The 15,532-nt window shown below is 59.6% G+C and carries 13 protein-coding genes, 1 tRNA gene and 1 pseudogene; 13 read left to right on the forward strand and 2 right to left on the reverse strand.

Annotation, left to right across the window (positions count from 1 at the left end; genetic code table 11):
• Positions 1–10: 10 nt before the first annotated feature.
• From AC0Z4S_RS10520 to AC0Z4S_RS10580, 13 genes and pseudogenes are all read left to right on the forward strand, one after another.
• Positions 11–652, forward strand: a complete 642-nt coding sequence (locus tag AC0Z4S_RS10520) for an urea amidolyase associated protein UAAP2 (protein ID WP_485622929.1) — start codon at positions 11–13, stop codon at positions 650–652.
• A gap of 283 nt (positions 653–935) precedes the next feature.
• On the forward strand, positions 936–4,583 hold the full coding sequence (uca, locus tag AC0Z4S_RS10525; RefSeq protein WP_485622930.1) for an urea carboxylase: 3,648 nt from the start codon (positions 936–938) through the stop codon (positions 4,581–4,583).
• A gap of 26 nt (positions 4,584–4,609) precedes the next feature.
• A complete protein-coding gene (atzF, locus tag AC0Z4S_RS10530) occupies positions 4,610–6,382 on the forward strand; it encodes an allophanate hydrolase (protein ID WP_485622931.1) in 1,773 nt (590 codons plus the stop codon).
• A 213-nt stretch (positions 6,383–6,595) separates the two neighbouring features.
• Positions 6,596–8,083 carry a sensor domain-containing diguanylate cyclase gene (locus tag AC0Z4S_RS10535; RefSeq protein ID WP_485622932.1) on the forward strand — a complete coding sequence of 496 codons (1,488 nt, stop codon included), beginning with the start codon at positions 6,596–6,598 and terminating at the stop codon, positions 8,081–8,083.
• Positions 8,076–8,306, forward strand: a complete 231-nt coding sequence (locus tag AC0Z4S_RS10540) for a cysteine-rich CWC family protein (protein WP_485622933.1) — start codon at positions 8,076–8,078, stop codon at positions 8,304–8,306. The genes AC0Z4S_RS10535 and AC0Z4S_RS10540 overlap by 8 nt, the downstream gene beginning before the upstream one ends.
• Positions 8,307–8,339: 33 nt before the next feature.
• The gene (locus AC0Z4S_RS10545) at positions 8,340–9,032 is read left to right on the forward strand and encodes a pseudouridine synthase (protein ID WP_485622934.1); all 693 of its coding nucleotides are present in this window, start codon (positions 8,340–8,342) and stop codon (positions 9,030–9,032) included.
• 316 nt (positions 9,033–9,348) lie between these two features.
• Positions 9,349–10,233 carry an alpha/beta fold hydrolase gene (locus AC0Z4S_RS10550; protein WP_041478884.1) on the forward strand — a complete coding sequence of 295 codons (885 nt, stop codon included), beginning with the start codon at positions 9,349–9,351 and terminating at the stop codon, positions 10,231–10,233.
• Between the two features lie 158 nt (positions 10,234–10,391).
• Positions 10,392–10,465, forward strand: a tRNA-Gly gene (locus AC0Z4S_RS10555).
• Positions 10,466–10,718: 253 nt separating this feature from the next.
• Positions 10,719–11,036: a helix-turn-helix domain-containing protein gene (locus tag AC0Z4S_RS10560; protein ID WP_281922677.1), complete on the forward strand. Its 318-nt coding sequence runs from the start codon at positions 10,719–10,721 to the stop codon at positions 11,034–11,036.
• Positions 11,029–12,288 carry a type II toxin-antitoxin system HipA family toxin gene (locus AC0Z4S_RS10565; RefSeq protein ID WP_485622936.1) on the forward strand — a complete coding sequence of 420 codons (1,260 nt, stop codon included), beginning with the start codon at positions 11,029–11,031 and terminating at the stop codon, positions 12,286–12,288. Before AC0Z4S_RS10560 ends, AC0Z4S_RS10565 begins: the two co-directional genes overlap by 8 nt.
• A 239-nt stretch (positions 12,289–12,527) precedes the next feature.
• Positions 12,528–12,707: a type II toxin-antitoxin system HicA family toxin gene (locus AC0Z4S_RS10570; protein ID WP_082367752.1), complete on the forward strand. Its 180-nt coding sequence runs from the start codon at positions 12,528–12,530 to the stop codon at positions 12,705–12,707.
• Between the two features lie 35 nt (positions 12,708–12,742).
• Positions 12,743–13,150 carry a type II toxin-antitoxin system HicB family antitoxin gene (locus AC0Z4S_RS10575; protein WP_485622937.1) on the forward strand — a complete coding sequence of 136 codons (408 nt, stop codon included), beginning with the start codon at positions 12,743–12,745 and terminating at the stop codon, positions 13,148–13,150.
• Positions 13,151–13,315: 165 nt separating this feature from the next.
• A pseudogene (locus tag AC0Z4S_RS10580) lies at positions 13,316–13,672 on the forward strand (helix-turn-helix domain-containing protein).
• A 64-nt stretch (positions 13,673–13,736) separates the two neighbouring features.
• Here AC0Z4S_RS10580 and AC0Z4S_RS10585 read toward each other — a convergent pair.
• Both AC0Z4S_RS10585 and tam read right to left on the reverse strand, forming a co-directional pair.
• Positions 13,737–14,096 carry a DUF6124 family protein gene (locus AC0Z4S_RS10585; protein WP_485622938.1) on the reverse strand — a complete coding sequence of 120 codons (360 nt, stop codon included), beginning with the start codon at positions 14,094–14,096 and terminating at the stop codon, positions 13,737–13,739.
• Between the two features lie 634 nt (positions 14,097–14,730).
• Complete coding sequence (gene tam / locus AC0Z4S_RS10590; RefSeq protein WP_485622940.1) at positions 14,731–15,501, reverse strand: trans-aconitate 2-methyltransferase; 771 nt, start codon at positions 15,499–15,501, stop codon at positions 14,731–14,733.
• Positions 15,502–15,532: the final 31 nt, after the last annotated feature.

Here is a 15,532-nt window from a genome sequence, read left to right on the forward strand (position 1 = left end):
GATCGCTGCCATGTCACTCGCAATCGCCACTTCGCACAAGCAAGCCGACAGCGCGATCTACCGCGCGATTATTCCCGCCGGTGAACCCTGGCTGATGGAGGTCAAGGCCGGGCAGACCCTGCGCATTCTCGACCTGGAAGGCAATCAGGCGATCGATACCTTGTTCTATAGCCTCGACAACCCGAAGGAACGCTACGACGTGCAGCGCACCTTGCGCCGGCAGAACAGCGTTTACCTGAGCACCGGCAGCGTGCTGTATTCCAACCTCGGCCAGCCGATGCTGACCATCGTCGCCGACACCTGCGGACGCCACGACACCCTCGGCGGCGCCTGCGCGCAGGAAAGCAACACCGTGCGCTACGCCCTGGAAAAACGCTACATGCATAGCTGCCGCGACAACTACCTGCGCGCCTGCGCCCACGACGGCCGATTGAGCAAGAGCGACATCGGACCAAACATCAACTTCTTCATGAACGTGCCGGTGACGGCGGATGGCGGGCTGACCTTCGAGGACGGCATTTCCGCGCCGGGCAAGTACGTCGACTTGCGCGCGGAGATGGACGTGATCGTGCTCATTTCCAACTGCCCGCAGCTGAACAACCCGTGCAATGCCTACAACCCGACCCCGGCGGAGTTGCTGGTATGGAACTGACCTTGAGCCGTTTACGCCGTTGGCTTTTCGCACTGTGCCAGGCGCGTTCCGGGCAGTGCCTGAAATCCCCCAAACACCCCTGAACCCTGTGGGAGCGAGCCTGCTCGCGAATGCGCAGTGTCATTCAGCATTGATGTGGCTGATCCAACGCCTTCGCGAGCAGGCTCGCTCCCACAGGGGGTTTGTGGTGGGTTGGAGTGAAGTGTGTTTTTTCCATCCGGGACGGCCCGGATGTCTGTCGAAAAACAGCGGGACGGCCCGCTCCCCCTTCAGGGGTTATGCCATGTTCGAAAAAATCCTTATCGCCAACCGAGGCGCGATCGCCTGTCGCATCCTGCGCACGATCAACGTGTTGAAGGCCAAAGGCGTCGCGGTTTACGCAGAGGCTGACGCTGCCAGCCTGCATATTTCCCAGGCCGCTGAAGCGTACAGCCTCGGCGAAGGCGCGGCGTCCGCGACGTATCTGGCCGTCGATAAAATCCTCGCTATCGCCAAACAAAGCGGTGCCACCGCGATTCACCCTGGCTACGGATTTCTCTCGGAAAACGCAGCCTTCGCCGAAGCCTGCGAAACGCAGGGCATCGCCTTCATCGGGCCGACGCCGGAGCAATTACGCGTATTCGGACTCAAGCACACAGCACGCGCGCTGGCCAGACAACACGGCGTACCGATGCTCGAAGGCACCGATCTGCTCGACAACCTCGATTGCGCACTGAGCGCCGCCGAACAGGTCGGCTATCCGGTGATGCTGAAAAGCACCGCTGGCGGCGGTGGCATCGGCATGCGCGTGTGCCGCAGCGCCAGCGAATTGAGCGAGTCGTTCGAAGCGGTCAAGCGCCTTGGGCAGAACAATTTCAGCGACGCCGGCGTGTTCATCGAAAAGTACATCGAACGCGCGCGGCATCTGGAAGTGCAGGTGTTCGGCGACGGTCGCGGTGAGGTCATCGCCCTCGGCGTGCGCGACTGTTCGGTGCAACGGCGCAATCAGAAAGTCCTCGAAGAAACCCCGGCGCCGCACCTGCCCGAAGGCATGGCCGATGAGCTGTGCGCTGCGGCGATCAAACTGGCGCAAGCGGTGAATTACCGCAGCGCCGGCACCGTCGAATTCGTCTTCGACAGCGAGGCCCAGCGTTTCTATTTTCTTGAAGTGAACACGCGCTTGCAGGTCGAACACGGCGTCACCGAGCAGGTGTGGGACGTGGATCTGGTGCGCTGGATGATCGAACTGGCCGCCGGTGATCTGCCGCCGCTGAACGAGTTGTATCAGGGCCTCGAACCGCAGGGCCATGCGATTCAGGCACGTTTGTACGCGGAAGATCCGGGGCGCGATTTCCAGCCGAGCCCGGGCCTGCTGACCGCTGTGCAATTCCCGCCGGCCAATGGCGTTGAGTTGCGCATCGACACCTGGGTCGAGGGCGGCGTCGAGATCCCGCCCTACTTCGATCCGATGATTGCCAAGATCATCACCTGGGCGCCGAGACGCGAACAGGCGTGCGCCGAACTGCATAAGGCGCTGGGCGAAAGCCTGCTGTATGGCGTCGAAACCAACCGCGATTACCTGCGGCAGATTCTGCTCGATGCTCCATTCGCCAGCGGTCAGCCGTGGACCCGTTGTCTGGAAAATCTGCTGTATCACGCCAATACCTTCGAAGTACTCAGCGCCGGCACGCAAACCAGCGTACAGGACTATCCCGGCCGGCTCGGTTACTGGGCCGTCGGCGTGCCACCCTCGGGTCCGATGGACAGCCGAGCGCTACGTCTGGGCAATCGCCTGCTCGGCAATGAACAAGGCGCAGCCGCGCTGGAAATCACCATGAGCGGGCCGATCCTGCGTTTCAATTGTGATGCCGTCGTCGCAGTGACCGGCGCGCCGATTGCCTTGACCCTTGACGCTGAACCGGTGCCGATGAACACCGCGCTGCTGATCCCGGCCGGCGCCACATTGCAGCTGGGCAGCATCAGTGGCGTCGGCGCGCGCAGTTATCTGTGCCTGCGCGGCGGCGTGCAGGTGCCGGATTATCTGGGCAGCAAAAGTACCTTCACTCTCGGCCAGTTCGGCGGGCATGGCGGGCGGGCGTTAAGGGCCGGTGACGTCTTGCATGTGCCGGCATTGACCGAGCGCAGCGCCGGCCAGCAACTGGCCGAACAGCACATCACCACGCTGCCAAGCGTGCGCCAGATCCGGGTGATCTACGGGCCGCACGGTGCGCCGGAATACTTCACTGAAAACTACATCGCCACGTTCTTCGCGACCCGGTGGGAAGTGCATTTCAACTCCAGCCGCACCGGCGTGCGTCTGATCGGGCCAAAGCCTGAGTGGGTGCGTGAGGATGGCGGTGAAGCGGGCCTGCATCCGTCGAACATTCATGACAATCCGTACGCGATTGGCGCGGTGGATTTCACCGGCGACATGCCGGTAATTCTCGGCCCGGATGGCCCGAGCCTGGGCGGATTTGTCTGCCCGGTGACGGTGATCGAGGCGGACCTGTGGCAACTGGGGCAGCTCAAGGCCGACGATAAAATCCAGTTCATCCCCGTCGACCTCGGCACCGCCCGCGATCTCGCCCTGAAATGGGATGCCCCCTGTGGGAGCGAGCTTGCTCGCGAAGAGGCCGTGTCAGTCAACATCGATGCGTCTGACAAACCGTATTCGCGAGCAAGCTCGCTCCCACAGGGTTTGATGTCGCCTGTGGTGTTGGCGTTGGGCCAAGGCGATCAGCGACTGGTTGCACGAGTTTCTGGCGACACTCATTTACTGCTGGAAATCGGCGAGCCGGAGCTCGATCTGGTCCTGCGCTTTCGCGCCCACGCGCTGATGCAGGCGCTGGAAAGCCAAGCCCTGCAGGGCGTGATCGACCTCACCCCGGGCATACGCTCGCTGCAAGTGCACTACCAACCGGAGCAACTGCCGCTGGCCGATCTGCTCGGCATCATCGCTGGCGAATGGGACGCGGTGTGCGCCGCCAAGGACTTGCAAGTGCCGTCGCGCATCGTGCACTTGCCGCTGTCGTGGGACGACCCGGCCTGCCAGTTGGCCATCGACAAATACATGACCACCGTGCGCAAGGACGCGCCGTGGTGCCCGAGCAATCTGGAGTTCATCCGGCGCATCAACGACCTGCCGAATCTCGACGAAGTGCAGCGCACGGTGTTCGATGCGAGCTATCTGGTGATGGGCCTTGGCGACGTCTATCTCGGCGCTCCGGTGGCCACACCGCTCGACCCGCGTCATCGTCTGGTGACCACCAAGTACAACCCGGCACGCACCTGGACCGCCGAGAATTCGGTCGGCATCGGCGGCGCCTACATGTGCGTGTACGGCATGGAAGGCCCGGGCGGTTACCAGTTTGTCGGGCGCACCTTGCAGATGTGGAATCGCTATCGCGAAGTCGCCGCGTTCGACGGCAAACCGTGGTTGCTGCGCTTCTTCGATCAGATCCGTTTCTACCCGGTCAGCGCCGAAGAACTGCTACGCATTCGCCGCGATTTCCCGTTGGGGCGCTTCGATCTGAACATCGAACACAGCCAGCTCAACCTCGCCGACTATCAGGCATTTCTCAGTCAGCAAGCCGAGGGCATCAGCGCTTTCCGTGCGCAGCAACAGGGTGCGTTCAAGGCTGAACGCGAGCGCTGGATTACCAGCGGCCAGGCGCATTTCGACAGCGAAGAAGCCGTGCCGGAGGCTGGCGAAGACGCCCCGCTCGAGAACGGTCAGCAAAGCGTCGACAGCCACATCGCCGGCAATCTCTGGCAGGTGCAGGTCGAGGCTGGCCAGCGCGTCGCGGCGGGCGATGTGCTGGTGATTCTCGAGTCGATGAAGATGGAAATCCCTGTGCTCGCACCGCTGGCCGGCGTGGTGCGAGAGATCCGCGTGCAGCCCGGTTCAGCGGTGCGCGCCGGACAACGGGTCGTGGTGCTGGAACTCGACTGAAGCCATTTTTTGATAAGGATCAACCGATGAATCTGCAACTCGATGCACTGCGCCAGGCCTATCGCAACGGCGTCACCACACCGCGCCAACTGCTACTGCAACTTCGGGAAAAAGCCGCTGCGCTGAACCCCGATTATCACCTGTTCATTCACTTGCTCAGCGTGGATGAGCTGGAGCCGTATCTGGCCGCCCTCGACGGTCGTGACCTCGAGAGTTTGCCGCTGTATGGCGTGCCGTTCGCGATCAAGGACAACATCGATCTGGCCGGCATTCCCACTACCGCTGCGTGCCCGGCGTTCGCCTATGTGCCGCAGCAGTCGGCGACCATCGTCGAGCAGTTGTTGGCGCTGGGGGCAATTCCGCTGGGCAAGACCAATCTTGATCAGTTTGCCACCGGCCTCAATGGCAGCCGCTCGCCTTATGGTGCGTGCCCGAACAGCGTTTTGGCGGAATATCCGTCCGGCGGCTCCAGCGCCGGGTCTTCACTGGCAGTGGCGCTGGGCGTCGCCAGTTTTGCCTTGGGCACCGACACCGCAGGCTCCGGCCGGGTCCCGGCGGCGTTGAATAATCTGGTCGGTTTGAAGGCGAGCAAAGGCCTGATTTCCACCGCCGGCGTGCTGCCCGCCTGCCGCACGCTGGACTGCTTGACCACCTTCACCGCCACCGCCCGCGAGGCCAGTCAGTTGCTGGCATTGACGGCGAAACACGATCCGCGTGATGAATACAGCCGATGCAATCCGGCGTGGAATGACGGCTCGGCGTTCGGTGCGCCACGGCCGTTCCGCTTCGGCGTGCCACGGTCGCAGGACCTGGAGTTTTTCGGCTGCAACCAGGGGCCGAAATTGTTTGAAGCGGCCATCGAACGGCTCAAGGCCTTGGGTGGCGAAGCAGTCGAGTTCGACCTGTCGCCGTTTCTCGAAGCAGCGCGTCTGCTCTACGACGGGCCGTGGGTCGCCGAGCGTTACAGCGTCGCCGGTGAGCTGATGGAGCAGAATCCCGAAGCAGTGCTGCCGGTGATCCGTGCGGTGCTGGCCAAGGCACCGGCGGTGACCGGCGTGCAAACCTTTCGTGCGCAATATCGATTGCAGGCGCTCAAAGCCCTCTGCGACCAGGCTTTGGAAAATCTTGACTGCGTGCTGACGCCGACCATCGGCCGTCCAGTGACGCTGGCCGAGCTTGAGGCCGAGCCGGTGCTGCGCAATTCCGAACTCGGCTATTACACCAACTTCATGAACCTGCTCGACTACGCCGCCGTCGCCGTGCCGACTGCATTCATGAGCAACGGTTTACCCTGGGGTGTGACGTTGTTCGGGCGGGTGTTTACCGATCAGTATCTGTTGAGCGTGGCGGATGCGTTGCAACGCCAGCAGGACGGCCCCCTGCCAACTCCGGCGAACGCCGCGCGCAACGACCGCGCTCGATTGGTGGTGTGTGGCGCGCACCTGCAAGGGCTGGCGTTGAACTGGCAATTGACCCAGCGTGGCGGGCGCTTGCTGGAAACCACGTTCAGTTCGCCGGATTATCGAATGCACGCCCTCGCCGGCGGCCCACCGCTGCGTCCGGGGATGGTACGGGTCAAGGACGGCGGCGTGGCGATTGCCGTGGAGGTTTGGGAGTTGCCGAGCAGTGAGCTGGGCTCGTTTCTCACCGGGATTCCGGCGCCGCTGGGATTGGGCAAGGTGCAACTGGCGGATGGGCGCTGGGAAAGCGGGTTCATTTGCGAAGCGTATGGGCTGGAGGGTGCTTTGGATATCAGCCATTTGGGGGGATGGCGGGCGTATCTTCAAACGTTGGCCTGACCCTTGCCTTTGTAGGAGTGAGCCTGCTCGCGATGGCGGTGTATCAGTCACAGTTTCGGTGACTGCCACACCGCTATCGCGAGCAGGCTCACTCCTACAGGACTTGCATCGTGTCAGTGCATACAGGAACGCCCCGACGCCGCACAGGGAGCAGTTATTTGCGCGCAGTGCCACTAGAATGCATCCCATCGGGCCACTGCCAACGGATCTGCCATGCCGCTTCGCTCTCCCTTGTACTCGCAACGTTCCCTGGTGCTCACCCTCGTCGCCCTGCTCGGCGCCGGGTTCCTGGCCACCTCGCTGTTGAGCTATTTCGCCTCCCGCGCGTCGATCCGCGACAATATCGTCAACACCGAACTGCCGCTGACCTCCGACACGGTCTATTCGGAAATCCAGAAAGACCTGGTCCGGCCGATCCTGATTTCTTCGATGATGTCCCGCGACACGTTCATGCGCGACTGGGTGGTCAACGGTGAACAGAACCCCGAGCAGATGACCCGTTACCTCGACGAAGTCATGACCCATTACGGCGCCTACACCGCATTCTTCGTCTCCAATGCCACGCTCACCTACTACCACGCCAAAGGCGTGCTCAAGCAGGTCAGAATCGAAGAGCCGCGCGATGCCTGGTATTTCCGCGTGCGCGACATGCAGGACCCGTACGAGATCAACGTCGACCCGGATCTGGCCAACAAGGACAACCTGACGTTCTTCATCAACTACAAGGTCTACGACTACCACAACCGCTTCATCGGTGCGGCGGGCGTGGGCCTGACCGTGGACGCGGTGATCAAGCTGATCGACAAGTATCAACAGCGCTATCAACGCAGCGTGTACTTCGTCGACACCTTCGGCCGACTCGTGTTGACCGGTGCCGAGGGTGGCCCGGAAGGCGCGCACATCGGCCAGAGCCTCGGCGAACTGGAAAGCATGAAAAGTCTGGTGAGCCAGTTGCCCAAGCCACACAGCGGCAGCTACGAATATTCCACCCACGGCCAGGGACATTTTCTCAACGTGCGGTTTATCCCCGAGTTGAACTGGTACCTGTTCGTCGATAAACGCGAGGACGGCGCGCTGAGCGAGATCCGCCAGTCGCTGTATCTCAATCTGCTGATCTGCCTGTTGGTGACGCTGGTAGTGCTGGCGCTGCTCAATCGGGTGATCAAGCGATTCCAGGCGAAGATCCAGGCGCATGCCACCCTCGACAGTCTCACCGAACTGCCGAATCGACGCGGCTTCGACATTCTTGCCGCGCAAGCACTGCACGAGGCTCAACGCGAAACCAGGCCGCTGACCGCGCTGTTGCTCGACCTCGACCACTTCAAGGCGTTGAACGACACCTACGGGCACATGGCCGGCGATCAGGTGCTGATCGGCTTCGCCCGCGACCTGCAAAGTTGCCTGCGCCACGCCGATATCGTCTGTCGCTGGGGTGGTGAAGAATTCATCGTTCTGTTGAAAGACACCGACGGCGAGACCGCGCAGAAAATCGCCGAAAAAATCCGTCAACACGTCGAGCAACACGAATATGCCTACGACGGCCACAGCCTGCATCTGACAGTGAGCATCGGCGCGACTACCGTGCAACGCGATGACACCTTGCACAGCCTGCTGTCCCGGGCCGATCATGCGATGTACCGCGCCAAGCAAGCCGGGCGCAACCGCACCTGCATGGAAATGGCCCACTCGACCTATGCCTGATAACGACGTCAAACCCGACCATTGCCCGGCCTGCGGCGCCCGCAACGACTGCAGCCTCGCCGACCCGCGCACCGCCGATCGCGAATGCTGGTGCTTCGGCGTAACCATCGATCCGGCAGTGCTCGAGGCGCTGCCGGCCGAGCTGCGCAATCAGGCCTGCCTGTGCCCGCGTTGCGCCCAGGTCGAGGCGCAACTGCAAGCAGTCCGGCGGCCGATCCCGTAAGATGCGCGGCCCTTTATCCGTTGAAATCTGACCATGCGCGTCGACCGTTTCCTCAGCAATCTGCCCCGCTACAACCGTCAGCAGGTTCGCCTGTTGCTGGTGGAAAAGCGCGTGCGCATTGACGGAAAAATCGTCAGCGACCCGCACAGTGAGGTGCTGGAGTTCAGCCGGGTCGAAGTTGACGATGAGGTGCTGCAAAGCGGTAAACCGGCGCGCTATTTCATGCTGCACAAACCGCCAGGCTGCGTCAGCGCCACCCGCGATCCGCAACATGCGACCGTACTCGACCTGCTCGATGAACCGGACAAGGAAGAACTGCACATCGCCGGGCGTCTGGATTTCAATACCACCGGGCTGATGCTGATCACCAATGACGGCGCCTGGTCGCGACGCCTGACGCAGCCGCAAACCAAACTGCCGAAGGTCTATTACGTCGAAACCGAGCAGCACATCGACCCGAGCTACCCGTTGAAATTTGCCGAGGGCATCTACTTCGCTTTCGAAGACCTGACCACGCAACCGGCGCAACTGGAGCTGCTCGGTCCACGCTCGGCAAGGCTGAGCATCGTCGAAGGCCGCTACCATCAGGTCAAGCGCATGTTTGGCTACTTCAACAACAAAGTCCTGCGCCTGCACCGCGAATCCATCGGTGAACTGCCCCTCGATCACGCGCTAAAACCGGGCGAGTACCGCGCTTTGCGCACCGAAGAGATTCATTTGTTCTAAGCCCGCGACCGCTCAGCCGAAGTTGTCGAACAATTTACCGACGGCACTTGCGTGATGTGGAGTCCCCTGCTTGAATCAGGACGTCGGCCGAAATGTGACCGATGAGTCACCACATACTTCCAAGAAACTTTTTGTCGGTCGTCTGCCCTCAAGGGCTGCGCCTCAGCCGGCAATCTGCCCGCCAATAACAACACCCGTCGACCTGCCGTACCGGATCGACATGGGCCAGCACATTCCAGGCGTATGCCTACCTGTCACAAAGCTCGTGCAATCTCGATTGCGCGCATACCCGCTTGCTTGCCAGGAGTCTTATGACATGAGGCCAGAAATCGCTGTGCTGGATATACAGGGTCAGTATCGGGTTTACACGGAGTTCTATCGCGCAGACGCCGCAGAAAAGACCATCATTCTGGTCAACGGCTCGATGGCCACGACTGCGTCGTTTGCACAGACCGTGAAAAACCTGCACCCGCAATTCAACGTGGTCTGCTACGACCAGCCCTACGCCGGCCGGTCAAAAGCCCACAACCGGCATGAGAAACATCTGACGAAGGAAGTCGAAGGGCAGATCCTGCTGGAGCTGATCGACCACTTCGCTGCCGAGCACGTGCTGTCGTTCTCCTGGGGCGGTGCGGCAACACTGGTCGCCCTCGCCCAGCAGCCCCGGCGTATCGAAAAAGCCGTGATCAGCTCGTTTTCACCGGTGATCAATGCGCACATGCTCGATTACCTTGAGCGCGGCGTCGATTACCTCGGCAGCCGCGACGGCGACCGGGTCGGCCATCTGGTCAACAACACCATCGGCAAACACCTGCCGTCTCTGTTCAAACGTTTCAACTATCGCCACGTCAGCAGCCTCGCCGAGCATGAATACGGGCAAATGCACTTTCACATCAACGACGTGCTGCACAGCGATCGCCAGTGCTATCTGAACGCGGCGAAAAAGATCAACGTGCCGGTGCTGTTTCTTAACGGCGAATGGGACGAATACACTGCCGCCGAGGACGCGCGCCTGTTCGGCAATCACGTCGCGCACAGCAGCTTCACCACATTGCAAGCCACCGGGCACTTTCTCGACATGGAACACAAGGCCGCCTGCCGCGACAGCCAGAACGCCCTGCTCGGCTTCCTGAAACCTGCGCCGCAAGCCAGCCGAACGCGCTACTCGTTTGTGCAGGATCAACATGCACTGGCCATTTGAAACCGCGTCATCGCGGGCAAAGCTGCAAGCCTGAGGTGCCTTACTGCACCGGCGCAGCACTTGCTCGCGATCGACCGATTCCTGCGTGGCAAAGCCATCGCAGCGAAAAGAAAACTTCAAATCCGTGGCCGAGTCTGGTACAAAGTCAGCCGCTCTGAGCGGGTATAGTTTAGTGGTAGAACGAAAGCTTCCCAAGCTTTAGATGAGGGTTCGATTCCCTCTACCCGCTCCACCGAATATTGATCTCGCGTTGGGCTGTCTGACGGGGGATGCAGGAATGAAAAACCGGCCTTGATGGCCGGTTTTTTTGTGCGTGGGATTTGGTGGAAGACAATTTCCGAGTAAACCTTTCAGCTCTAAAAGAAAACATTCCGAAAGAATTAAATCCACTATTTTGTGTTTTATCAGGGGTTTTGGCCTGTAGCATATGTTTTTTTGGATTTAACCTATACTTCAGACATTCGTTGTCAATATGAGACTTTGTCATGCTCGACCTTGATCTCAGTACACCCGCCGAAATCGTCAAACGCATCTGCGGTCGGCTTCGTACAGAACGGCTCGCTCTGGAAATGACCCAGGCTGATGTGGCCGCACGCGCCGGTATCGGAGTAAACACCGTATCGAATCTGGAGTCTGGACGTAACGTCGGGTTCGAAAACCTGGTGCGCGTTGCGATGGTGCTTGGCCGAGGAAAAGAATTCGAAGTCCTTTTCCAGCCGAAGCTCGAAACCCTGGAAGATATCCTGCGTTACGAAAACAGCGCCAAGCGTCAGCGCATCAAAAGGAAACCTGACAATGCTTGAAAGAGTTGAGGTTTATTACGACGGTTGGGGGGAGCGTTGGCTGTGGGGCTCGCTTGTTTCCACCACAGCCTTGACCGGGCGCCCGCTGGTAGTGTTTGAGTACAGCGATGAGGCAAAGAAAAAAGCCCTGGAACTGTCTTCCCTTCGCCTCCCGTTAGCGGGTGGGAAACTACGGCGAGATTTTCCATCACATCAAATGGGTCTGCCAGGCCCGGTCTATGACGCGTTGCCGGATGGTTGGGGCATGCTTCTGATGGATCGTTTGTTCAAACGTCGCGGCCTCAACGCCGCACGCATCGGCCCCTTGGAGCGTTTGACCTATGTCGGTGATCATGCGATGGGAGCCATGTCGTTTGAGCCTGTCGCTCCTGAGCTACTGGTTCCGCCTACCCACGGCCCGATTGAACTGCTGGCGGCGGAAGTACGCGAAGTGCTCAACGGTGACGGTGCAGAGTTGCTGCAGAAATTATTGTTGGTGGGTGGCTCGCCGCAAGGTGCCAGACCCAAGGCTTTGGTATATCGCGATCCCGAAACCGGGACGTTTACCACGGCGTCTGCTTCTGGACTCGAAGCCTGGCTAGTGAAATTCCCCGGACAGGGCGAGCATCCCGAAGTCTGCGCAGTCGAAATGGCCTACTCAGAATGTCTGCGTTTGTGCAGCATTGAGACGCCTGATAGCCAACACTTCCGCCTGCCTGACGGGATGGCAGCTTTCGCCAGCCAACGCTTCGATCGACAAGACGGACTGCGCATCCCCATGCAGAGTTTGGCAGCCTTCACGGGCGCCGACTTTCGATCCCCAGGCGCATTGGATTATGTGAACTTTCTCCGCGCTACCCATCACTGCACTAATGACGTCCGCGAGAAATCGCTGGCCTTCGAACGTGCGATTTTCAACGTCGCGTTCAACAACCGGGATGATCATCCGAAGAATTTTGCCTATCTCATGTCGTCTGCCGGCGAGTGGAAGTTGTCGCCTGCCTTCGACGTGACCTTCTGCGAAGGGCCCGGCGGTTATCATCAAATGGATGTCATGGGTGAAGCTTTGGAAATCGGCCGTAAAGAGGTGCTGAAGCTTGCGCAGGAAGCGGAAGTCTCGAGAGATAAAGCGGAGGACCTGATTGATCGAATTTGCGCTGTTGCCAGTCGGTTTTCGACGATTGCTGCCGAGCTGCTTCCGAACGAGATAACCCCAGAGACTTTGCAAATCATCCAGGGCAGGATCGATATCAACGTCGCCCTCCTTCGTTGAAGCGGCGGCCACGTTCGCTCATCCAGTCGCAATGACTGGTTGAGCGATGCGCTGCCGTTTTGCCGCGTTAAACCTCATGGCAAAACACTGCAACACAACCATCTCTCCTAGAAATATGCACGACCTGGACTGGATTGACCGCCTGGCCGGACTGCAGCAATGGCTGCACGGTGGAAAGTCTATTGATCTACGGAGTTCAGTAGGTATAGTAACCACCAAGCACACCACAAGGAGGTGTTGTGAATAGCCGTTTTTTAATCGGACAACTCGTGGCAGACGGGTGGTTTCTGGTGCGCATCCGGGGCAGCCATCATCACTTCAAGCATCCAACCAAACCTGGACTGGTAACGGTGCCGCATCCGAAAAAGGATCTGCTCAAAAAAACGGCCGTCAGTATTTTGCAACAGGCCATGCTCTGAATCCGTTCTCAGCATTGCCATGGAGGATCACGAACATGCTATACCCGATTGCGATTTCAATAGGTGACGAGGAACACGCCTGGGGAGTTGAGGTGCCGGACCTTCCCGGTTGTTTTTCTGCCGGCGAAGACCTTGATGACGCCGTCGCCATGGCGCGCGAGGCGATCGAAGGTCATTTCGAAATTCTGGCAGACGACGGTGCGCCGATTCCACCTGCCAGCAAATTGGGCCTGCATGTCGCTAATCCGAAGTACGCCGGATGTGCGTGGGCGGTAGTGGATATCGACGTGGTCAAATACCTGGGCAAAGCACAGAAGCTCAACATCACTCTGCCGGGGCACTTGCTCAATCGCATCGATGAGTACGTCTTGCATCATCCGGAGGAGAAGAGCCGCTCAGGGTTTCTGGCTTCGGCGGCGTTGAAGGTTTTGCAGCAAGGTTAAACCATGCTTACCAACCGGCTCTCTGTAGCCGGTTTTTTGCGTGTGAAGTTTGCGCCAGCACATGTCTTGCAATTCAATGTTGAACGCCCGTCCGCAATGCGCATTCAAGATTGCCCTTCGTTGGGCTCACGCTCAAAACGACCAGATCAACGCGGAGACCGTTTAATGAACATCAAACCCATTCGTAGTCCGGAAGACCTGAGCGCAGCATTGCTGCGCATGGAACAGCTGTGGGGTGCAGAAATCGACTCGCCGGATGGCGATGAGTTGGAAATTCTCGCGCTGCTGATTGAAAAGTATGAGGAGCAGCATTTTCCGATGCAGCCTTCTGATCCCATTGAAGCCATCAAATTTCGTATGGATCAGCAAGGCTTGACGCCGCGGGATCTTTAGCCCTTTATCGGCACCAGTGGCCGTGTTTCGGAAGTGTTGAACCGTAAGCGCTAGCTGAGTCTGGCGATGATCAAACGTCTGCACGATGGCTTGCGTATTCCTTATGAATGCCTGCTCGCCAGTGTCTGAAAAATATATCGCACGAAAAACCGGTCGCTACGACCGGTTTTTTTTGCCCGAAAATCAGCGCTGGCTAACCCACCGGCACCACATTATCCAGCACCTGATTCACCGCCAGCTCGCCCAGCATGACGACCTGGGCGATGCCGAGCAGGGTTTTGCGCTGGCTGCCGTCGAGCAAGGCGGCGAAGTCGCCGAGCATGACGCTGGCCGAGCCGAGGGATTCGCTGGCGTTGACCAATAGCGACTCGGTGTCGGTGCCTGGATTAACCATGAACATGCTGCTGGTCTGGTACGGCGGTGAACTGGTTTTCGGCGAGATGAGATAGTGGTCGAGGGCGCGTTCGGCGGCTTCGTGGAGTTTTTTCGAATCGAGGGATTCGTACGGAGAGGCCGGATCGGTTTCCGGTGGATTTGGCGTTACTTTGAACACGGGGCGGTACCTTTCATTTGAGCCGCATCCACCACGCTACTAAACGGGAGGGTGGCGGCTGTACGCAAGTTAGTAGACCGGACCCATCCCCCATCCGGCGCACCCGAAGGCGCCATGCGCACAGCCACCATAAAATACAGGCACGCGCCTGATTCAACGGAACTCGTGCAACCGTTACGAGGAGGACATTCCCGGGCTACTAAACCCGATCACTGGAAATCAGTGACGCGAACCAAGTTACCGACCGCCCTCCATGCGCACAAGCCGGCGGATTCTGGCGTACCGGTAGGCAGCGGCGCAAGGATTTGTAGGCATCGGGACGTAACGTGATTCGACTTTAAACAGCCATGGCGCACCCGTGTAAAAGCCCTGAAAACCGCGAGACCTTTCCGACGAGTTCAGCATGAACGAGTTGAAAGGATTCCGGGACCATGCAGTAACCGGGCTGATCCAAGATCGCCAAAGGACGATGATGGTGGCGGTAGCGATGATCGGGTTTCGTGCTTCAAGAGGCCCCTCACCCTAGCCCTCTCCCGAGGGAGAGGGGACCGATCGGGTTGTTCTTGCGAGTTGCGCCGACCTGAAAGAATGCGTCGAACTCAGGATATAAAAGCGAGACCGCTGAGGGAGCGTTTCAGCGGGTCGCAACAATAAACAAGCGTGGAAACGGCAACAGCACCGAGCCGTCAGCCAATGCTGGATAAGCCTTTGCAATTTCCGCCAGATACTGCTGCAGATACTGCGCCCGCTCATCCTCGGTCAACGGGCTCAGGAACGGAATCAACCCGCTACCCTTGAACCACTCAACCACCCCCGCCGCTCCGTCCGCCAGTGGATGATGATAAGTCGTGCGCCACACATCGACCCGCGTGCAGTGCGGCCGCAGCATCGAGAAATACTCGCTGGCACTGGCCATGTCGGTACGTTGCCCCGCAGCGTCTGCCAGCTTGCTCGCCCACGGTCCATCCGCAGCGACTTCGCGCATCAAGCGGTGGGACGGTTCACTGAGATTGTCCGGCATCTGAATCGCCAGGCTGCCACCTTCTGAAAGCTTGCTCGCCAAGGCTGGGAGCAACGAATGGTGATCAGGCACCCACTGCAACACCGCGTTGGCGAAGATCACATCGAACGGACCTTGGTCAGCCCATTTGTCGATCTCGGCCACCTGAAACTGCAAATCTGGCAAGCGCTCGCGCGCGGCGGCGATCATGTCCGGCGAACTGTCGAGGCCACTGACCCTTGCCTCAGGAAACCGCTGCACCAGCAACTCGGTGGAATTGCCCGGCCCGCAACCAATGTCCACCACCGCCCGCGCCTGCGTTGTGGGTATTGCCACCAACAGATCACGGGCCGGGCGGGTGCGTTCATCTTCGAAAGCGACGTATTGCTTGGCAGACCAACTCATTGCGTTCTCCTGTCGGGGCGTTCAATTGCTG

This window comes from Pseudomonas sp. 1L-B-1-E-C1, from assembly GCF_057291835.1.